We start from the raw sequence: 18,283 nt of genomic DNA, 5'->3' as shown, positions 1-18,283 counted from the left end.
GGCTCAGGCCACGTCGGGGTGGACGCGGAAGCGGTCCCAGACCCGGTGCAGGGGCAGCAGGGCCAGCACGTCGCGGAGCACGCCCTCGCCGTCCTGCCCGGTGACGACGCCCGGCGCCTGCGCCGGGATCCCCGCGGCCTGCAGCGCCTGCGCGGCCGCGCCCCAGCCGCCCACCGCCTTGGCGTGCCGGTACGCCTCGCCGACCAGGAGCAGCACGCGCGGGTCGACCGGGGTGCCGCCGTCGCCGGCCTTGGCGTCGCGGGCGCCGTACGCGTCGTCGCCCGGCGCCGGCGCCCCGGCCAGCAGCACGGCGTCGAACTCGACCGAGCGGGCCGTGGCGAAGGTGCGCTGGACGGCCAGCGTGCCGCCCAGTTTGCCGCCCTTGGGCGCGATGACGAGCGGCGTCATCCCGCCGTCGAGCACGGCCTGGCGGACGGCGCCCACGACGCCGAGGTCGCTGGTCTCGTCCGCGACGATGCCGATGATCCGGCCGTCCAGCGGCCACTGCCGGCCGACCTGCGACAGCGCCGGGCTCGGCGCCGGGTCGGCGAGCGGCACGGTGGGCTCCGGCGCGGGCAGCCCGAGGCCGTCGGCGACCTGCCGGCACAGGACCGGGTCGATGTTGGCCAGCACCCGGAGCTGGCGCTCCTTGACCGCCTGCTCGTAACACTTGCCCAGCTCGAAGGTGTAGGCGCTGATGAGGTGCTCGCGCTCGACCGGGGACAGGCTCAGCCAGAACAGCCGCGGCTGGCTGTAGTGGTCGGAGAAGGTCGCGGGCGCCTCGCGCACCTTGCGTCCGGCGACCTCCAGCGGCACCTCGACGTAGGCGCCCTGCCCGGCCCCGGCCCCGGCCTGGAAGGGGCAGCCGCCGTCCAGGGAGTTCGGCCGGTACGGCGCCACCCCGCGATGGACGGCCGTCTGGTGGAAGCCGTCACGCAGCATGTCATTGACCGGCGCGTGCGGCCGGTTGATGGGGATCTGCGCGAAGTTCGGGCCGCCCAGGCGGGTGATCTGCGTGTCGAGGTAGGAGAACAGCCGCGCCGCCAGCAGCGGGTCGTCGGTGATGTCGATGCCCGGCACGAGGTGCCCGACGTGGAAGGCGACCTGCTCGGTCTCGGCGAAGAAGTTCGACGGGTTGGCGTTGAGCGTCATCAGGCCGACCGGATGGACGGGGGCCAGTTCCTCGGGCACGATCTTCGTCGGGTCCAGCAGGTCGATGCCCTCGAACATCTGCTCGGGCGTGTCCGGGAAGACCTGGATGCCCAGCTCCCACTGCGGGTGCGCGCCGGCCTCGATGGCGTCGGCGAGGTCGCGCCGGTGGAAGTCGGGGTCGACGCCGCCGGCGATCTGGGCCTCCTCCCAGGTCAGGGAGTGCACGCCGAGCTTGGGCTTCCAGTGCCACTTGGCCAGCGTCGTCTCCCCCGCCGCGTTGACCAGGCGGAAGGTGTGCACGCCGAAGCCTTCCATCATGCGGAACGAGCGCGGGATGCCGCGGTCGGACATGTTCCACATCGTGTGGAAGGTGGCCTCGGTGTGCAGGGAGACGAAGTCCCAGAACGTGTCGTGCGCGCTCTGCGCCTGCGGGATCTCCCGGTCGGGATGCGGCTTGCCGGCGTGGATGACGTCGGGGAACTTGATGCCGTCCTGGATGAAGAAGACCGGGATGTTGTTGCCGACCAGGTCGAACACGCCCTCGGCGGTGTAGAACTTGGTGGCGAAGCCGCGCGTGTCGCGGACGGTGTCGGCCGAGCCGCGCGAGCCGAGCACGGTGGAGAAGCGGACGAAGACGTCGGTCTTGACGCCCTCGGCGAGGAAGGCCGCCTTGGTGATGTTCGAGGCGGTGCCGTACGCCTGGAAGACGCCGTGGGCGGCGGCGCCGCGGGCGTGCACCACCCGCTCGGGGATGCGCTCGTGGTCGAAGTGCATGACCTTCTCGCGCAGGTGGTGGTCCTGCAGCAGCACCGGGCCGCGCGGCCCGGCCTTCAGCGAGTGGTCGGTGTCGCGCAGCCGCACCCCCTGGGCGGTGGTCAGGTACTCGCCGGCCTGTGCCATCTGGTCCTGCGAGGCGCCGGTGGGCTGCCCGGTGGGCGAGACGGTCTCGGGCCCGGTCTGGTCCGGCTTGGGCGGCAGCGGTTCCCGCGGCTCGGTCGGCTCCTCAAGCTCGGGCGGCAGGCTGTTCGGCACGCCGGGGATCTCGGCCGGCTGCACGGCGTCACGGTCGGTGACGGCGCCGACGACCTTGTCCACGGCGGACTTGAGCGGGTGCGACTCGTTCATGCTCGGTTCCTTAGGAAGGGCCACAACGGATTGACCAGGTGTGGCGCCTCCCTACCCATGCCCAGCCTCATCACGCGAATAATCGCACTTCAGGGCGGTTCGTGACCGGGACGAGCATGGTTGGAGCGCTTCTGGAGCAGCGCAGGACACCGATCCCCTTTAGGCGCTCTTTGCCCTGCGTTGGGGTGTTTTTGGTTTGGCCGGGGCCGTCCGGGTAGCCGCAGGCGGCATCAATCCCACGAGGAGGGCACCCATGAGTGAATACCCGACGGGGACCGGACGGCCGGCGCCCGGCCAGGAGGGAACGCTCCATCAAGGCAAGGCCGCCGCGCAGGAGGTCGCCGGGACCGCCAGGGACGCCACCGTCCAGGTGGCCGGCGAGGCCAGGGCGCAGACCCGCCGCGCCGTCGACGAGCTGCGCGACCGGGTGCGCGCCCAGTCCGACCAGCAGAGCCGGCGTGCCGCGCAGAGCCTGCGCGAGTGGTCGGAGGACCTGGCGGCCATGCACGAGCAGGCCAAGCCCGACTCGCCGGTGACCAACGTCGTACGCCAGGCCGCCGACCAGGGCCGGCGCGCGGCCGACTACCTCGACAGGAACGGCCTGACCGGGGTGGTCAGCGAGGTGCAGAGCTTCGCCCGCCGCCGCCCGGCCGCGTTCCTGGCCGGCGCCCTGGCCGCCGGTTTCCTGGTGGGCCGCATCATCAAGGCCTCCGGCGACAGCTCCGGGACGGCGTCCCAGCCCGCGACCCCGGCGCCGCCCGCCGACCCCACCCTGCCGAGCGCCGCCCAGCCCGGCACGGCGCCGCCGCAACCGCTCCACCGGCCGCTCGGCGACCCACTCGGGCAGGACGACACCCGCCCGGTGCCGCCGCTCACCACGCCACCGGCCGCTCCCGCCGCCCCCGCGGCGCCCGCCTACGGCACCGGGAGTGACCTGCCATGACCGCGCAACCCGAGGAACCGACGCTCGGCCAGCTGGTCGGCGAGATCGGCGAGGACATCTCCAAACTGTTCCGCCAGGAGGTGGAGCTGGCCAAGATCGAGCTCCGCCAGGAGGCCACCAAGGCGGGCAAGGCGGCCGGGATGCTCGGCGGCGCCGGCTTCGCCGGCTACATGATCGCGCTGCTGGTGACCCTGGCCGTCATGTTCGGCCTGGGCGAGGTCATGGGCCTGGGCTGGGCCGCGCTCGTTCTCGCGGTCGTCTGGGCGGCCATCGGCGGCGTCCTGTACGTCAACGGCCGCAACCGGCTGCGCGAGATCAACCCGAGACCCGAGCAGACCATCGAGACGCTCAAGGAGGACGCGCAATGGGCACGCGACCTGAGGAAGTGAGAAACGAGATCGCCGTCACGAGGGCCGAACTCGCGGCCGACGTGGACCGGCTGGCCGACCGGACGAGCCCGGCGCGGATCGCGCGCCGCCGTACCGAACGGGTGCGGGAGGCGGCACGATCGTGGCGGGAGCGGGTGATGGGAACCCCCTCCCATGGCGTGTCCCACACGGCGTCCCATGCCGCCGACCGGACGCGGCACGGCGTCGCCGCCACCGCCGGGTCGGTGAGCGAGGGGGCGCACCAGGCCGGTCAGGCGGTGCGGGAGGGCGCCCACCAGGCGGCCGGCACCGTGCGGCACGGCGCCCACGTGGCGGCCGAGACCGTCCGGGCCGCGCCGGAGCAGGCCAGGCGGGGCACCCAGGGCAACCCCCTGGCGGCCGGCCTGATCGCCTTCGGCGCCGGTCTGCTGGCCGCCACGCTCATCCCCGCCACCGAGGCGGAGGAGCAGGCCGTCGGCCAGCTCCGCGAGCAGGTCGGCGACGTGCTGGAACCGGTCGTGGAAGCCGGCCGCGAGTCGGCGCAGCAGCTCGGCCAGGACGCCAAGGAGCTGGCGGGGCAGGCCGTCCAGCAGGTCAAGGACAGCGCGTCGGAGGCGGCCGCCGCCACCGCCGACCAGGCCCGCGAGCAGGCCCGCCAGGTGGGCGGTCACCACTCCGGCTGACGCGCGACCGCACGCGCCCGGGCCCTCACAGCCGCGTCAGGCCGTGAGGGCCTGCGCCGTTGTCGGGCGAGTCACCCCGGGGCCGCGGTGTCCCCGGCCTCCCCGGTGTCCGGGGGCTCGAAGGACAGCGGCAGGCACAGGCCGATCTGCGCGTAGATCTCCAGCTGGTCGTAGTAGAGGCGCTGGCTGGCGACGAGCCCGTCGCGCAGGTCCCAGAACCAGCAGGCCCGCACGGTGATCTGGCGGCCGGTCGCGGCCAGCACCTCGCCCCCGACCGTCAGGTAGGGGCCGGCGTGCGTCCCGGTCGCCGTCAGCTCGGTGGCGATCGTGTCCCCCAGGGCGACGGTGTCCCACAGCGTGAAGTGCAGGTCGGGAAAGCCATCCCAGATCTGGGTGAAATAGGAGGCGATCTCCTCAGGGTCGCCCGCCTCCATCTCGGGGCTCACCACGACCGCGTCCGGCGCGTAACACCGCGACACCGCCTCGACGTCGTGCGCGTTGGCCGCGCCGAGCAGCCGGTGCACGATGTCGTCCGTCGGCGGCGGCACCTCTTCCATGCCAGGGACCGTACCCAGAGCAGGGCAGCGCACGGCCAAACGGTCGTCAGCAGCGGCTCATGGATGGGTGGCCGCCATCGGGCCCGCGGGCGGGCGGAGGGTGCGCAGCTCGCCGAGGAGGTCGCGGATCAGCGCGGAGCCGGCCAGCTCGCGGGTGGTCACGTAGCCCACCCGGCGGCGGGGGGCGCCCTCGCCGAGTTCGGCCATGGCGACCTTGGCCGGGGCGTCCACCGTGGACAGGCGGGGCACGATCGCCGCGCCGAGCCCGTGCCCGACCATCGACATGACGACGCCGTCGTCCTCGACCGTGATGTCGCCGGGCGGGATCCACTCCTGCGCGGCCAGCCAGCGGCGGGTCTCGCCCGAGCAGTTCTCGTGCCAGTCGATCATGGGGAGCGACCGCGGGTCCGGATGCCCCAGCGGATGGGCCAGCACGTACGGCTCCTCGTACAGCTCCTTGCAGACCAGGCCGTCCACGTACATCGGCAGGGTGAGGACGCCCACGTCGGCCCGGCCGTCGGCCACCTCGCCGGCGATGCCCCTGCCCAGGTCCGGCACGATGCGCACGTCCACGGTGACCTTGGGGTGCCGCTGCCCGAACCGGACCAGCACGCGCGGCAGCAGGTGGAAGGCGGCGCTGCGGAAGGCGGCCAGCCGGATGGTCCCGATGGCCTCGCCGCGGGCGGCGGTGCGCGTGTCGGCCCGCATGACGTCCATGAGCCGCAGGATGTGCCGGGCGTGCCCGACCGCGGCCTGCCCCGCCGCGGTGGCCCGCGCGCCGGCGCGGCCCCGCTGGAACAGCACGGCTCCCATCTTCCGCTCGGCGGCGCGCAGGGCGTGCGAGACGGCCGACTGGGTCAGCCCCAGCCGTACGCCGGCCGCCGTGACGCTGCCCTCGCCGTCGACGGCGACCAGGACGCGGAGTTCCGCGGGGGTGAGATCGTCCACGGCGACGACAACGCATGAAGACCCTTCATGCGTTCCGCGTCGGCCGGATCCGGGCTACGCGATCAGCAGGCGGAGGCCCAGCTCCGCCTCGTCGAGATCGAGCAGGTCCCCGTTGCGTCCGGCCCACCGGCCGGAGGCGAGGTCGTCACGCAGGTCGCGCACCGCGCGCCGCTCGACGTCCGGCCCCAGCCTGGCCCAGACCGACATCCCGCGACGGACGTCCTCCTCCAGGTACGCCTCCGGCCGGCGCCAGAAGGCCTCGAAGAGGCCGTCGGCGCAGTCCCACGGGACGGGCACCGGTTCCAGCCGGGCCCCGATCGCCGCCGCCAGCTCGGTCACCGAGGGCCGGCCCGCCACGAGGCCGGCCACCTCGGGCAGGTAGTCGCGGGAGAGCCAGAACCGGTCGCGCCAGCCGGCGTCGCTGGTGTCGTGGGTGAACACCACCACGCGCCGGGCGACCCGCCGCATCTCGCGCAGGCCGGCGAGCACGTCCGGCCAGTGGTGGACGGAGGAGACGGCCATCGCGGCGTCGAAGGACCCGTCGTCGAACGGCAGGCGCTCGGCGGACCCCGCCAGGCACGGCGCCGCCCCCGCGGGGCGCTGCGAGCGCATGAGCGCCGACGGCTCCACCGCCAGGACGTAACGGTCGGGCGGCTCGTAGGACCCGGTGCCCGCGCCGACGTTCAGCACGGTCCCGGCGTCGCCGAGCGCGGCCGAGATCCGCGCGGCGATGCGCGGGTCGGTGCGCCGCGTCGTGGTGTAGGCCGCTCCGATGGTGTCGTACAACGGCGCTCCGGACATGCGGCACCGCCTTCCCGGCCGTCACCCGTCCGAGGGGAGGCCGCTTGATCGTTGTCTTCGGATCGATCGGCAGGTGAAACCTCATCACGGCCGCGGTATGACCGGTCGTGCCCCTCACAACCGCCGGACGCGCAACACGGCGGTCAGCATCGGCAGGGTGAACTCGCCCTCGGCGGTCTCGGGCCGGCCGGCGAGGTAGGCGCGGATCCGGCCGAGCCGGTCCGCGCGTTCCCGTTCGGGCATGACCAGCATGCCCGCCCTGGTCGCGAGCGTCTCGGCGAGGGAGTCCGCGGTGCGGCGCTGGCCGTGCGGGAACTGCGCCTGCTCCGGCGTCCCGAACCGGGCGGGCGCGCCCGACCTGGGCAGGTGCATCCCGGCCGTCGCGGCGCGCCAGGCGGCGGGCGTGTCACGCGGGCCGACCGCCTCGCCGCCGCCGGCCCGCGCGAGCCCGGCCACCCAGTCGACGCCGTCGTCGAGCACGTTCCACAGGCCGGCCAGCACGCCGCCGGGCGCCAAGACCCTGGCGATCTCGGGCCCCGCGACGGCCATGTCGAACCAGTGCATCGCGTTGCCGGCCAGCACCGCGTCGACGGACGCGGCCGGCAGCGGGATCGCCTCTGCGCTGCCCGGCAGGGCGCGGACGTCCGGCAGCGAGCGGCGCAGCTCGGCCAGCATCGCCGGGTCGGGCTCGACCGCGACGACCTCGACGCCCAGCTCGACCAGCGTCGCGGTCAGCTTGCCGGTGCCGGCGCCGAGGTCGAGCACCCGCCGCCCCGGCGCCGCCTCCAGCGCCCAGCGCGCCGCGGCGTGCGCGTAGTCCGGCCGGTGCTCGGCGTACGCCGCCGCCGCGGCTCCGAATGACGAGCTGTGACGCAGCCGTTCGTCCCGCTCCATGCGATCTTCCCTCCCGCCCCGCCGCCCGGCGAGGCCCTGAGTCACCCGCATCCTAAGATCACGGATCCCGGGACGCGCGGCGGCCGGCAGCCTCACGACGGCGCTGGACTTTCCCGTAGGGCTGTCACAGCGCGAACCTATGCTCGTCGCCATGTCGATATCCGCCACCCCCGCATCCCTGTCCTATGCCGACGCCGACGCCCGTCTGAGCGGCGCGTTGTCCGCCGCGTTCGAGAGTGACGCAGAGTCGTCCGACTATGACAGCGTGCTGTTCTTCGACGGCGATCTCGCGGTCGACGGGGACTTCCTGGACGCCGTCAGTGCCCTGCGAAGCGGGGACGACGAGGACGACGTCGAGCTGATCGTGATCACCGGCGATCTGACGGTCAACGGCCCGATCGCGCTCTATGAGGACCAGCCCGGACTCTACGTCGGCGGTCGCACCGAGGCCGAGACCCTGGAGGCCGGCGACTGCGAGATCTACATCCACGACGGCGCCTTCACGCACCTCGTCTACGGCTGTTACAACCACGGCCGGCTACGGACCGGGACCGTCGAGACCCCTTGGGTGATCGACTTCGGACACGCCATGGACGTGCACGCCGTCGGCGGGCGCTGGGTGGACAACTTCGGCGACGCCAAAAACGCCGACTACACCAGGCCGGGCATCGTCGAGGCGTTCGTGCCCGAGGTCGTCGACGCGGAGGACCGCTGTCTGGACATCGATGCGTTCCTGGACCGGCTGCGGGCCGGGCTGCCGGTCCTGCGGCCCGGAGCCCGGACGGCGGCCGAGTCGGCCGAAGCCGACGTGTCCCGGTCCCGGGCCGACCGGGTGGAGCACCTCGACCTGACCGGTCGCAACCTCAAGGAGTTTCCCGCCGAGGTGCTCCGGATGCCGTGGCTTCGTACCCTGATCCTGGACGGCAACCCGATCGGCGAGCTGCCCGAGGCGCTCGGGACGCTCACCCGGCTGGAGCACCTGTCGGTGCGCAATTGCGAGCTGACCGCCCTGCCGGAATCGATCGGCGACCTGGCCGCGCTCCGGATGCTGTGCGTCGCCGGCAACCGGGACACGGACCTGGACACGGTCGAGTTCACGCTGCCGGCCGCCATCGGCCGGCTCACCGCTCTGGAGGAACTCGACATCTCCTACCTGTCCGCCTCCGTCGACACGGAGTCGGGGTCGGATTGGGACCTGCCGGAGGTGACGCGGTTCGTCCTGCCGGACGCCTTCGGCGACCTGGTCGCGCTGCGCAAGCTGGTCGCCGACGGGACCGACGTCGTGTTCCCCGACTCCGCGCACGGGCTGGCCGCCGTCGAGGAGGTGTCCATGACCGGCGGGAGCCATTACTTCCTGCGGACCTTCCCCGAGGCCGTCACCACCTTCCCGAACCTGCGCCGGCTCGACCTGAGCGGCAACTTCTTCGACACCGTCCCCGACAGCCTGCTGCGGTTGACCCGCCTCGAAGAGCTCGACCTCGGCGACAGCCTCGGTCTGCTGCGCGACCCGCTGCCCGACCTCGGCCGCCTGCCCGCGCTGCGGGTCCTCGGCTTCGGCGGAGACAGCCGCCGCACCAGCACACCCCTGCCGTCGCACGATTTCCTGCGGGAGCTGTTCGCCATGGAGCTGCCCAGGTTGGAGGAGCTCCGGATCAGCTGGTGGCAGCGGAACACCAAGCGCCTCAAGCTCAAGCCCGAGCACTTCGCCGGGATCGGGACGTTTCGTCGGCTGCGGATCGTCGACCTGAGGTTCAATCAGCTCAACGACCTGCCGGCGGATTTCGACACGCTCCCCGATCTGGCGGTGGCCAACTTGTACGGCAACCTGTTCCCAGGGCCGGTCCGCGACCGGATCACCGCCGCACACCCGACCGCCCAGCTCGACTTCGAGTAGGCGTTCGAGGTCGGCGTGGCCGCCGTGACAGCGGAGCCGGTCGCCGGGGATCACAGCCACTCACCGATCGCCGCGATCTGCAAGGGGACCTAACAAAGTACTACTAGGACCGGGCGGGATCGGTGGTGCCGGTGTAGGCGGGGACGGGGAGCGGGCGGTCGAGGAGGAAGGCGCGGATCAGGCCGCGGTAGAGGTCGGGACGGCCGTTGGCGATCGAGTGCCCGGCGCCGGGGACGTACACCAGGGTCGAGTCCGGCAGGGTGCGCCGGTAGTCGTAGGTGACCTCCCACTTCAGGTAGTCGCACTGCCCGCGCATGATGAGCACCGGCACCCGTACCCCGCGCAACCCGGGCCGCGGGTCGGCGACGGCGGCGGCGTCCTCGGCGGTGACCTGGTTGCTGTAGAAGCCGGGCAGGTTCCCGTGCACGGGGGCGGGTTTCGCGTCCGCGCAGCCCGTGGCGTCCTTGGCCACCAGCAGCAGCGCGCGCATCCGGGCGTCGGCCTCGGCGTCGGGCACCAGCGCCCGCGCCGCGGCCGGGTTCACCCCCACGAGCAGCGACTGGACCAGCATGCGCGGGGAGCTCGTCAGCGCGTCGGCGCGGGCCTGGAGGGGGGCGGGCAGGCCGTCCCACGGGCTGCCGACGCCGCCGGGGAAGGCGGGCTCCCAGATCGCGCCCGGCGAGGTGAGCACGGCCTTGGCCACCCGGTCGGGGTGGGCGGCGAGGTAGGCGGCCGACAGGGTGCCGCCCCACGACCTGCCGACCAGGACGATCTTCGGGGCGCCGATGGCCTGCCGGACGGCCTCCAGGTCGGCGACGTGGCGGGCGACCGTGTACCCGGCCGGGTCGGCCAGCCGGGTCGAGCGGCCGGCGCCGACCTGGTCGTAGGCGTAGACGTCGAACCCGGCGGCGGCCAGTTCCTCGCTGCCCTCCGGCAGCCCCTCCCCGGGCGTGCCCGGCCCGCCGTGCAGGAAGATCACGGGTGGGCGGCCGGCCGTGCCGGATCCGGCGAGCTTGACGTAGGCGAGCCGGGAGCCCGTCGGGAGCTGCCAGTACGCGACCCCGGCGGGCGTCGCGGCCGGCGGCGGGACGGGAAAGGGCCGGAAGGCCGCCAGTCCGGCGAGGGCGGTGACCGCCACGGTGTTCACCACCACGTAGGCGAGGACCAGCCGGGGCAGCCCCAGCAGCCGGAGCGCGGGACGTCCGAGCAACCAGGTGACGGCCGCGACGGCGAGCACCCCCGCCCCCGCGAACAGCGGCACGGCGGCCGTCACGGCCGCCACGAGCAGGAAGACCAGAGCCCCGGCGGCGACCGCGGCGATCTCGGCGCCCACCAGCAGGATCGCGCCTGACACACGTTTCATGTGCCACAACGTTAGGAAGGCGCGGGCCGCGTCTCCTCCTGCCGGCGATCGAACCGTGCCCCCGCCGCGCGGCGGGGGTCATCCGGCCCCGGGGCGGATCAGGCCGGACTCGTAGGCGTGGATGGTCGCGTGCAGCCGGTCGCGCACGCCCAGCTTGGCCAGGATCGCCGCCACGTGGTCCTTGACCGTGGCGGGGCTGAGCGCCAGGACGGCGGCGATCTCGGCGTTGGACAGCCCGCGCGCGACGTGCCCGAGCACCTCGCGCTCGCGGGCGGTGAGCCCGTCGGGCCGCGCGGGCGGGCCGGGGTCGGCCGCCGCGGCGAAGCGTTCGAGCAGCCGCCGGGTGATCACCGGGTCGAGCAGCGCGTCGCCGCGCGCGATCACCCGCACCGCGTCCACGACCCGGGCGGGCTCGGCGTCCTTGAGCAGGAACCCGGACGCGCCCGCGCGCAGCGCGCCGAACACGTACTCCTCCAGGCCGAACGTGGTCAGCACGACGATCCGCGTGCCCGGCGTGCCGGCGGTGATCCGGGCGGTGGCGGCGAGCCCGTCGAGGCCGGGCATCCTGACGTCCATGAGCGCCACGTCGGGGCGCAGCTCGGCGGCGAGCGCCACGGCGGACTCACCGTCGGCGGCCTGCCCGACCACGTCGAGGTCGGGTTCGGCGGCCAGCACCGCGGCGATCCCGACCCGGACCACCGCCTGGTCGTCGACGACGATCACCCTGATCATCCGGGCAACCATACCCGCACGTCGTCCGGGCCGCCGGTGGCGAGCGTCCCGCCGTACCCGTCGGCCAGGGTGTGCAGCCTCCGGTGGGCGCGCCGGGCCGCCGTCCCCTCGACGAGCACGCCGTCGGGCAGGTAGGACACGGTGATCCGGTCCCCGGCCAGTTCCTCGACGGCCCTGAACACGCCCACCTCCAGCTCGGGGGCCAGGCCGTCCGGGTCGCCGACATGGCGCACGCCCGCCTGCCGCCGGGCGGCCAGCACCTCCATCCCGGCGAGGGTCGGCGGCGGGCCGTCGGCTCCGGCGGGGCGGCGCAGCTCGTCCAGCAGCCGCCGGAGCGTGTCGATCCCGGCGCGGGCGGCGTCGCGCACCGCCGCCAGATCGCCCTTGCCGGCCGCCGTGACCACCGCGTCCGCGTGCCGGGCCGCCGTGCGGCGCAGCCCCTCGACGATCCGTTCGCGTTCGCCGCGCGCCACGTCCGCCAGCCGGCCGGCCAGCAGGTCGCGTTCGGCCGTCGCGGCCGCCCGACGGCGCGCCCGCGCCCGCGCGACCAGGACGCCCGCCGCCCACGCCGGAGCCGACAGGAGCGCCACGGCCGTCGCGAGCACCGCCCACGCGGCCGTCCGGTCGCCGGTGATGCCCGGTCCGAGGGCCAGCGCGAGGCCGCCCACCAGGCCGACGGCGAGGACCGCGAGCACACCCCGGCGTCTGGGGTGATGGGCGCCGAAGGCGTAGAGCTGGGCCAGCTCCACCCACCACGCCCAGAGGAACAGGTCGCCCGCGGGGGTCGGGGTCAGGCCCGCCATCGCCACCGGATGAATCGACAGCATCGCGGCGAGGCTCCACGCGGGCCGCCGCACTCGCCACCACAGGGGCAGGGCGTGCAGGACGAAGAGGGGGCCGAGCACGAGGAACTCCCGCGGCGCCGGCGTGCCCCCGGGCAGCAGGCCGGCCCCCATCGTCAACGCGATGGCGAGCCCGGCCAGCGCCGCGTCCCACGCCCGCCGCCCGCGCCACCACGCCCGCCGGAACGGGGGCGGCCCGGCGGGGGCGGGGAAGGCGGCCCGGACGGTCCAGCCGCCGGCGTCCGGGCCCGTCGTGAGCGTGCCGCCGCCGGCCGCCACGGTCGTGGCCAGCCCGGACAGGCCGTGGCCGGTGCCCAGGTCGTCGTGCTCGCGCGTGCCTCCGGTGTCGCGCACCTCGACGGTCAGCCGGCCAGGTTCGGCGAGGACGGCGACGTCCAGCCGGGCTCCGCCCGCGTACCGTGCGGCGTTGGTGAGGCCCTCCCGGACCACCCGGTAGGCGGCCGCCGCGACCTCGGGCGGCGCGGCGGCGGCCGTCCTGCGGTAGCCGACCCGGCCGGGGTCCGCGCCGGCCACGGGCCAGCCGGCGACCAGGGCGTCGATCGCCGGCAGGTCGCAGACGGCGTCCCGCGCGCCCGCCAGTTCCGCGCGGGCCAGCCGGGCGGCGTCACCGGCGTGGCGCAGGGCGGACTCCCGCATCGCCGGATCGGCCACGTGCAGCGCGGACGCCGCGGCCACCGCGATGCCGGTGAGGCGGTGGGCGGCGGTGTCGTGCAGCTCGGCGGCCATCCTCAGGCGCACGGCGTCCGCCACGGCCGCGGCCGCCTGCGAGCGCGCCGCCCGGTGCGCGGCCAGGGCGGCCCGCCGCGTCCGGCCCCGCCGGTGCGCCCGCCCGAACGCCCAGACGACCGCGCCCACGCCGCCCGCCAGCAGCGCCACGCCCGCCAGCGCCCGCGGCGGCCATCCGCGGGCCGCCGCGACGACCGTCGCCGCCGTCACCAGGGCCGCGGCGACCGTGATCGTGATCCCGGCGGTGCTGCGGACGGCCGCGCCGTACAGGAGGGCCACGCCGACGAGCACGCACCACGGCAGAACGGAGCTCACGGCGCCAGGCTAGCTTCCGTGCACCGGCCGCGCCCATGCCCGCCTTCGTTGGCTACCGTCGGGACATGACCCTCTACTGCCTGGCCTGCCTGCAGCAGAAACGCTCCACCGAGGCGTACACGATCATGCGTGGCTACGCCCTCTGCTTCGACCACGTCGAGCAGATCCTGGCCGACCGGCGGATGAGCCACCCGTCGCTGGACGGGTCGGCGTTCCGCCGGGACCTCGCGCGGATCATCGGCCGCGACTAGCGGCTCACCTTGTACCGCAGGTGCAGCACCCCTTCCCCCTGGACGACCATGTGGGGGTCCGCCAGGAGGTGCTGCCCGGCGACGCGGCCGAAGTAGGGCTTGCCCGAGCCGAACACCACCGGCACGACGTCCATCGCCACCTCGTCCACCAGACCCGCCGCGAGCAGCTGGCCGCCGACGTCGCCGGCGTTCACGCTGACGACCCGGTCCCCGGCGAGCTCCTGGGCCCGGGCGACCGCGGCCGTCACGTCGGCGGCGAAATGGTAGGACGCCTCGGGGTGCCAGCCCTCGGGCTTGGGCCGGTGGGACACCACGACCACATGGTCACCCGCGGGCGGCCGCCCTTCCCAGCCGTTCACCAGGTCGAACAGGGTGCGGCCCATGATGATCACGCCGACCGACTCCCAGATCGGCCGGACGTACTCCGCCGACGCCTTGGAGACCCTGAAGCGGCCGCCGGCGCCGGAATGGTCGTAGTCCTGGTCGTCGCCCGGCGTGATCGGGGTGTCGCCGTTCCAGTACCAGTCGTGCAGGGGGCCGACGTCGTCGTTGCCCTCGGCGATGAAGCCGTCCACCGACACCGCGCTGTTCATGATCACTGCGCCCACAGGGTCTCCTCGGTCCTCGTCAGAAGCTCGCCTGTGATCCTGCCGCCCCGGAGGGCTGCCGGGCTTGTAGAAAATCAATCGGCGGGCATCGGGCCGTCGTCCGGCGGGAAGCCCGGCTCGGCCGGGAACCGGCGCCGCAGGGCCAGGTACTCGGTCGGGGTGTGGCCGGTGAAGTCCTTGAACTCCCTGCTGAAGTGGGCCTGGTCGAAGTAGCCCGCCGTGTGGGCGAGCGCCGGCAAGTCGACCGGGCGCAGCGCGTCCACGGACAGGATCAGCCGGGCGAATCGGTAGATCCGGGCCACCCGCTTGGGGGTGACGCCGACATGGGACTTGAACTGGGCGGCCAGGTGGTTGCCGCTCACCCCGGCGTCGTCGGCCAGCGCGCCGACCGGGACCGCGCCGTACGTGGCCGCCAGGCGCCCACCCGCGTGCCGGACCAGGTCGAGGTTGCGCGAGGCCGTCCCCGCGAACCGCGCCCGCAGCTCCTCCTCCACCACCCGCAGGACGCCGGCGGCCGAGGTGAGCTCGCCGGCCCGGTCGCGGATCCGGTCCAGGGACCGCTGCCAGAGGGCGTCGGCCGGCACCCATCGGTCGCGCAGCTCGCCCGCCGGCACACCGACGAACGGCGACATCCCCCACGGCTTGAAGTGCACCCCGACCAGCCGCACCCGCTCGGGGTACTCGTAGCAGAACCGCCTGGTCCACATCCCCATGAACCAGCCGTCGGCGAACACCGCCGGTGGCACGGAAGGGTCGGAGTCCCACAGGCGGGCGGGGTCGCCCAGGTTGACGAACAGGTGCCCCGACGGCATCGGCGGGACGTTCATCAGCCGGTGCCGCGGCACCCCGGTCAGGCAGTAGATGTCGTCGATGAACCGGTCGAGCGGCGGCGCGGGCACCCGTCCGACGTACTCCATGGGACCAGTGTGGCCGAGGTGATCGTGTCCCTGCACCGGATCTTCACCTCGGGTGCGCATCGGCCGCACACCGGTCTGCTTCGATGTCGGCGTGACCGATCGGAGCAGGCCCACGACCAGGGCCGGGGACGTCCGCTGGGCCGGGTCGGCGCTGCTCTCCTTGCCCGTCCAGTTGCTCGCGCGGTTGCCGTGGGTGGCCGGGCGGCTGTGGCCGCAGCTGCTCCTGACGGTGCTCGCCCTCGCCGTCACGGTCGCCGGGCCGGTCGCGCTGACCCTGTACGACCTGGCCACCCAAGGCACCCCTGACGACTGCGTCCTGCCCTGGTGGCCTGCGTGGCTGCCCTCGTAGGGACGGCCGCCGGGGCTCGCCGGGCCGGGCCGCGCGCCTACAGTAGGGGCTTGTGCTCTACGGCAGATCTGCGGAAATCAGCGTTCTCGACGAGGTGATCGCGCGCGCCCGCGACGGCGCCGGCGGCGCGGTGGTGTTGCGCGGCGAGGCGGGGGCGGGCAAGACGGCCCTGCTCGACGCGGCGGCCGCGCGCGGCGGCGCGATGCGGGTGTTGCGGCTCACCGGCGTCGAGTCGGAGTCCGACCTGGCGTTCGCGGCGCTGCACCAGCTTCTGTGGCCGGTGACCGGCTCGCCCGACACGCTCGACGCGCTGCCCGAGCCGCAGCGCCTCGCCGTCCGCGCGGCCCTGGGGCTGGCGGCCGGGGGCGCCGGTGACCGGTTCCTGCTGGCGGCCGGCGTGCTCTCGCTGCTGGTCGAGGCCGCCGCGCCGGACGGGCTGGTCTGCGTGGTGGACGACTTCCAGTGGGTCGACCGGGCCTCGGCCGACGCGCTGCTGTTCGCCGCCAGGCGGCTCTCCACGGAACGCATCGCGATGCTGCTCGCCGTACGCGGGGACGCCGCGGTCAAGGGCGTGCCGCTGACGGTGGAGGTGCGCGGCCTGGCCGAGACCGCCGCCGACGAGCTGCTGGAGTCCCGCCACGGCGCGCTGCCCGTCCAGGTGCGGCGCGAGCTCGTCACGCTGACCGGCGCGAACCCGCTCGCCCTGCGCGAGATCGCCGCCCGCCTGACGCCCGCCCAGCTCGCCGGACGCGAACCGCTGCCCGACCCGCTGCCCGGGGGCGCCCGGCTGTTCGGCGACCGGGTGGCCGCGTTGTCCGCCGCCGCCCGGCTGGCCGCCCTGGTCGCCGCCGTGGAGGGCGACCTCGACGTGGCCCTGCGCGCCACCGCCCGGCTGCTCGCCGAACGCGCGGCGCCGGCCTCCGCGGAGGCGGGGGCTTCCGCGGAGGCGGGGGCCGAGGTGACGGCGGAGGCCGGGCGGGTGGCGCTGGCCGAGCTGGAGGAGGGTGGGCTGGTGGAGGTGTCGGGCACCGGCGTGCGCTTCCGCCACCCGCTGATCCGTTCGGCGGTGCACGAGGCGGCCGCTGCGGCCGAGGTGCGCCGGGTGCACGCCGTCCTGGCGGAGCTGACCGCGGACGACCGCCGCGCCTGGCACCTGGCCGGGGCCGCCCTGGGCCAGGACGAGGAGGTCGCCGCCGCCCTGGTGGCCGCCGCCGGACGGGCCCGCGACCGCGGCGGGTACGGCGCCGCCGCCACCGCCCTGGCCAGAGCCGCCGAGCTGACCCCCGAGCCACGCGCACGGGCCGTCCGGCTGAAGGACGCCGCCGTAGCGGCCTGGCTCGGCGGCCGTCCGGGGCTGGCGGAGTCGCTGCTGGCCGAGGCGCGCGAACGGGCCGGCGGCGACGTCGCCGTGACCATGGAGATCGCCCAGCTCCGCGGCCGGTTCGAGCTGAACTCGGGCAACGCCGCCGAGGCCGTGCGGATCCTGGCGGCGGGCGAGAGCCTGGACATGCTGGCCGACGCCTCCGAGGCGGCCGCGTACGTCGGCGACACCGCGATGATCGTCGAGCTCGGCCGGCGGGCCGCCGCGCATCCGGAGGGTTTCCTGCGGGACACGGTGGCCGGCATCGGCCTGACCCTGGGCGGCGACGCCGCCGGGCCCGGTCTGCTGCGCCGGGCGCTGGCGCGGGCCGGTGAGCTGGAGGACCCGGCGGGCCACCTGTGGGCGGCGGCCGCGGCCAGCCAGCTCGGCGAGACGGACCTGGCCGCCGAGCTGAGCGACCGGGCCGGGCAGGTGGCCAGGGTGTCGGGGATGGCGGGCCAGCTGCCGGTCGTGCTGGAGTTCGTGGCGACCGCCGAACGCCTGGCCGGGCGGCTGGCGCGCAGCCAGGCCCTCTCGGAGGAGGGCCTGGAGCTGGCCCGCGAGGCCGGCTACGAGAACACGGTGGCCGCGCACCTGGCCAACCTGGCCGTGGTGGCGGCGCTGCGCGGCGAGGAGGAGGACTGCGAGCGGCAGGCCCGCGCGGCGCTGGCCATCGCCGTCCCCCACCGGGTGGGGCTGCGCGCGGGGGTGGCGGCGTACGCGCGGGCGATGCTCGACCTGTGCCTGGGCCGGTACGCGGCGGCACGCGACCGGTTCGCGGCCATCGCCGCGGCCGGACCGGGCACCGGGCATCCGGCGGTCGTCTGGCGGACGACCCCCGACCGCGTCGAGGCCGCCGTCGGAGCGGGCGACGAGGCGGGCGCGCGGGCGGCGCTGGAGACGTACGAACGCTGGTCGCGGCACGCGGCGACGCCGGAGTCACGCGCGTTGCTGGCACGCTGCCGGGGCCTGGCCGAATCGCGCGAGGACGCCTTCGACGAGGCGCTGCGGCTGCACACCAACCCCTTCGAGGCGGCCAGGACGGCCCTGCTGCTGGGCGAGCGGTTGCGCCGCGGGCAACGTCCTGGCGAGGCGCGGGCGCATCTGCGGATGGCGTGGGAGACGTTCGAACGGGCGGGCGCGCGGCCGTGGGCGCGGCGCGCGCAGGAGGAGCTGCGGGCGGCGGGCGAGAGCGGGCAGGCGCCGGCCGCGGCCGTGCTCGACGCGCTGACCCCGCAGGAGTTGCGCATCGCGGGCCTGGTCGCCGACGGGTTGTCGAGCAAGCAGATCGCCGCCCAGCTCTTCCTGAGCCCGCGGACGGTCGAGTACCACCTGTACAAGATCTATCCGAAGCTGGGCATCGGCTCCCGTACGGATCTGGCGCGGCTAGTAGTTCTACAGAAGGCGCCCGTGGCCGGGCCGGGCAAGCTGTGA

The 18,283-nt window shown here is 74.9% G+C and carries 17 protein-coding genes; 7 read left to right on the top strand and 10 right to left on the bottom strand.

Going from position 1 to position 18,283, the window contains the following annotated elements; all coding sequences use genetic code 11:
• Positions 1-3: 3 nt before the first annotated feature.
• On the bottom strand, positions 4-2,277 hold the full coding sequence (locus ABZ459_RS31210) for a catalase (RefSeq protein WP_357977873.1): 2,274 nt from the start codon (positions 2,275-2,277) through the stop codon (positions 4-6).
• Positions 2,278-2,530: 253 nt separating this feature from the next.
• On the opposite strand from ABZ459_RS31210, the gene ABZ459_RS31205 reads away from it, so the two are divergent.
• Genes ABZ459_RS31205 through ABZ459_RS31195 form a run of 3 tightly spaced genes read left to right on the top strand, consistent with a single transcriptional unit; the run spans position 2,531 to position 4,271 of the window.
• On the top strand, positions 2,531-3,220 hold the full coding sequence (locus ABZ459_RS31205) for a hypothetical protein (RefSeq protein WP_357977870.1): 690 nt from the start codon (positions 2,531-2,533) through the stop codon (positions 3,218-3,220).
• Positions 3,217-3,609, top strand: a complete 393-nt coding sequence (locus ABZ459_RS31200) for a phage holin family protein (RefSeq protein ID WP_357977867.1) — start codon at positions 3,217-3,219, stop codon at positions 3,607-3,609. Before ABZ459_RS31205 ends, ABZ459_RS31200 begins: the two co-directional genes overlap by 4 nt.
• Positions 3,585-4,271, top strand: coding sequence for a DUF3618 domain-containing protein (locus ABZ459_RS31195; protein ID WP_357977864.1), 687 nt, complete (start codon positions 3,585-3,587; stop codon positions 4,269-4,271). Before ABZ459_RS31200 ends, ABZ459_RS31195 begins: the two co-directional genes overlap by 25 nt.
• A 71-nt stretch (positions 4,272-4,342) precedes the next feature.
• Here ABZ459_RS31195 and ABZ459_RS31190 read toward each other — a convergent pair whose 3' ends face one another.
• The 4 genes from ABZ459_RS31190 to ABZ459_RS31175 form a co-directional block, all read right to left on the bottom strand.
• Positions 4,343-4,828: a nuclear transport factor 2 family protein gene (locus ABZ459_RS31190; RefSeq protein WP_357977861.1), complete on the bottom strand. Its 486-nt coding sequence runs from the start codon at positions 4,826-4,828 to the stop codon at positions 4,343-4,345.
• A 57-nt stretch (positions 4,829-4,885) separates the two neighbouring features.
• Complete coding sequence (locus ABZ459_RS31185; RefSeq protein WP_357977858.1) at positions 4,886-5,776, bottom strand: LysR family transcriptional regulator; 891 nt, start codon at positions 5,774-5,776, stop codon at positions 4,886-4,888.
• A gap of 54 nt (positions 5,777-5,830) precedes the next feature.
• Positions 5,831-6,577: a class I SAM-dependent methyltransferase gene (locus tag ABZ459_RS31180; RefSeq protein ID WP_357977855.1), complete on the bottom strand. Its 747-nt coding sequence runs from the start codon at positions 6,575-6,577 to the stop codon at positions 5,831-5,833.
• Between the two features lie 114 nt (positions 6,578-6,691).
• On the bottom strand, positions 6,692-7,471 hold the full coding sequence (locus ABZ459_RS31175; protein ID WP_357977852.1) for a class I SAM-dependent methyltransferase: 780 nt from the start codon (positions 7,469-7,471) through the stop codon (positions 6,692-6,694).
• Between the two features lie 151 nt (positions 7,472-7,622).
• On the opposite strand from ABZ459_RS31175, the gene ABZ459_RS31170 reads away from it, so the two are divergent.
• Positions 7,623-9,365 (top strand): leucine-rich repeat domain-containing protein, encoded by a 1,743-nt coding sequence (locus ABZ459_RS31170; protein WP_357977849.1) that lies wholly within the window; start codon positions 7,623-7,625, stop codon positions 9,363-9,365.
• Positions 9,366-9,468: 103 nt separating this feature from the next.
• Here ABZ459_RS31170 and ABZ459_RS31165 read toward each other — a convergent pair whose 3' ends face one another.
• The 3 genes from ABZ459_RS31165 to ABZ459_RS31155 form a co-directional block, all read right to left on the bottom strand.
• Positions 9,469-10,728 carry an alpha/beta hydrolase gene (locus ABZ459_RS31165; RefSeq protein ID WP_357977846.1) on the bottom strand — a complete coding sequence of 420 codons (1,260 nt, stop codon included), beginning with the start codon at positions 10,726-10,728 and terminating at the stop codon, positions 9,469-9,471.
• Positions 10,729-10,806: 78 nt separating this feature from the next.
• Positions 10,807-11,460 (bottom strand): response regulator transcription factor, encoded by a 654-nt coding sequence (locus ABZ459_RS31160; protein WP_357977843.1) that lies wholly within the window; start codon positions 11,458-11,460, stop codon positions 10,807-10,809.
• Positions 11,457-13,364 (bottom strand): histidine kinase, encoded by a 1,908-nt coding sequence (locus ABZ459_RS31155; protein WP_357977840.1) that lies wholly within the window; start codon positions 13,362-13,364, stop codon positions 11,457-11,459. The genes ABZ459_RS31160 and ABZ459_RS31155 overlap by 4 nt, the downstream gene beginning before the upstream one ends.
• Positions 13,365-13,429: 65 nt before the next feature.
• Between ABZ459_RS31155 and ABZ459_RS31150 the strand changes: the two genes are divergently transcribed.
• Complete coding sequence (locus ABZ459_RS31150) at positions 13,430-13,615, top strand: hypothetical protein (protein ID WP_357977837.1); 186 nt, start codon at positions 13,430-13,432, stop codon at positions 13,613-13,615.
• Here ABZ459_RS31150 and ABZ459_RS31145 read toward each other — a convergent pair.
• The gene (locus ABZ459_RS31145; RefSeq protein ID WP_357977834.1) at positions 13,612-14,223 is read right to left on the bottom strand and encodes a dihydrofolate reductase family protein; all 612 of its coding nucleotides are present in this window, start codon (positions 14,221-14,223) and stop codon (positions 13,612-13,614) included. The two genes, ABZ459_RS31150 and ABZ459_RS31145, sit on opposite strands and share 4 nt — an antisense overlap.
• 74 nt (positions 14,224-14,297) lie before the next feature.
• A complete protein-coding gene (locus tag ABZ459_RS31140; RefSeq protein WP_357977831.1) occupies positions 14,298-15,140 on the bottom strand; it encodes a helix-turn-helix domain-containing protein in 843 nt (280 codons plus the stop codon).
• A gap of 91 nt (positions 15,141-15,231) precedes the next feature.
• Between ABZ459_RS31140 and ABZ459_RS31135 the strand changes: the two genes are divergently transcribed.
• Together ABZ459_RS31135 and ABZ459_RS31130 are read left to right on the top strand one after the other, a co-directional pair.
• Complete coding sequence (locus ABZ459_RS31135) at positions 15,232-15,489, top strand: hypothetical protein (RefSeq protein ID WP_357977829.1); 258 nt, start codon at positions 15,232-15,234, stop codon at positions 15,487-15,489.
• Between the two features lie 52 nt (positions 15,490-15,541).
• The gene (locus tag ABZ459_RS31130; RefSeq protein ID WP_357977826.1) at positions 15,542-18,283 is read left to right on the top strand and encodes an AAA family ATPase; all 2,742 of its coding nucleotides are present in this window, start codon (positions 15,542-15,544) and stop codon (positions 18,281-18,283) included.

The organism is Nonomuraea sp. NPDC005692, assembly GCF_040631115.1.
Lineage (GTDB): Bacteria > Actinomycetota > Actinomycetes > Streptosporangiales > Streptosporangiaceae > Nonomuraea.
Note: the sequence above shows the minus strand (reverse complement) of the source record. Positions and strands in the feature narration are given on the sequence as shown.

What these genes read in the sequence shown, in the direction of transcription:
- ABZ459_RS31210 (WP_357977873.1), bottom strand. Translation starts at nt 2,277, where the DNA reads ATGAACGAGTCGCACCCGCTCAAGTCCGCCGTGGACAAGGTCGTCGGC.
- ABZ459_RS31205 (WP_357977870.1), top strand. Translation starts at nt 2,531, where the DNA reads ATGAGTGAATACCCGACGGGGACCGGACGGCCGGCGCCCGGCCAGGAG.
- ABZ459_RS31200 (WP_357977867.1), top strand. Translation starts at nt 3,217, where the DNA reads ATGACCGCGCAACCCGAGGAACCGACGCTCGGCCAGCTGGTCGGCGAG.
- ABZ459_RS31195 (WP_357977864.1), top strand. Translation starts at nt 3,585, where the DNA reads ATGGGCACGCGACCTGAGGAAGTGAGAAACGAGATCGCCGTCACGAGG.
- ABZ459_RS31190 (WP_357977861.1), bottom strand. Translation starts at nt 4,828, where the DNA reads ATGGAAGAGGTGCCGCCGCCGACGGACGACATCGTGCACCGGCTGCTC.
- ABZ459_RS31180 (WP_357977855.1), bottom strand. Translation starts at nt 6,577, where the DNA reads ATGTCCGGAGCGCCGTTGTACGACACCATCGGAGCGGCCTACACCACG.
- ABZ459_RS31175 (WP_357977852.1), bottom strand. Translation starts at nt 7,471, where the DNA reads ATGGAGCGGGACGAACGGCTGCGTCACAGCTCGTCATTCGGAGCCGCG.
- ABZ459_RS31170 (WP_357977849.1), top strand. Translation starts at nt 7,623, where the DNA reads ATGTCGATATCCGCCACCCCCGCATCCCTGTCCTATGCCGACGCCGAC.
- ABZ459_RS31165 (WP_357977846.1), bottom strand. Translation starts at nt 10,728, where the DNA reads ATGAAACGTGTGTCAGGCGCGATCCTGCTGGTGGGCGCCGAGATCGCC.
- ABZ459_RS31160 (WP_357977843.1), bottom strand. Translation starts at nt 11,460, where the DNA reads ATGATCAGGGTGATCGTCGTCGACGACCAGGCGGTGGTCCGGGTCGGG.
- ABZ459_RS31150 (WP_357977837.1), top strand. Translation starts at nt 13,430, where the DNA reads ATGACCCTCTACTGCCTGGCCTGCCTGCAGCAGAAACGCTCCACCGAG.
- ABZ459_RS31140 (WP_357977831.1), bottom strand. Translation starts at nt 15,140, where the DNA reads ATGGAGTACGTCGGACGGGTGCCCGCGCCGCCGCTCGACCGGTTCATC.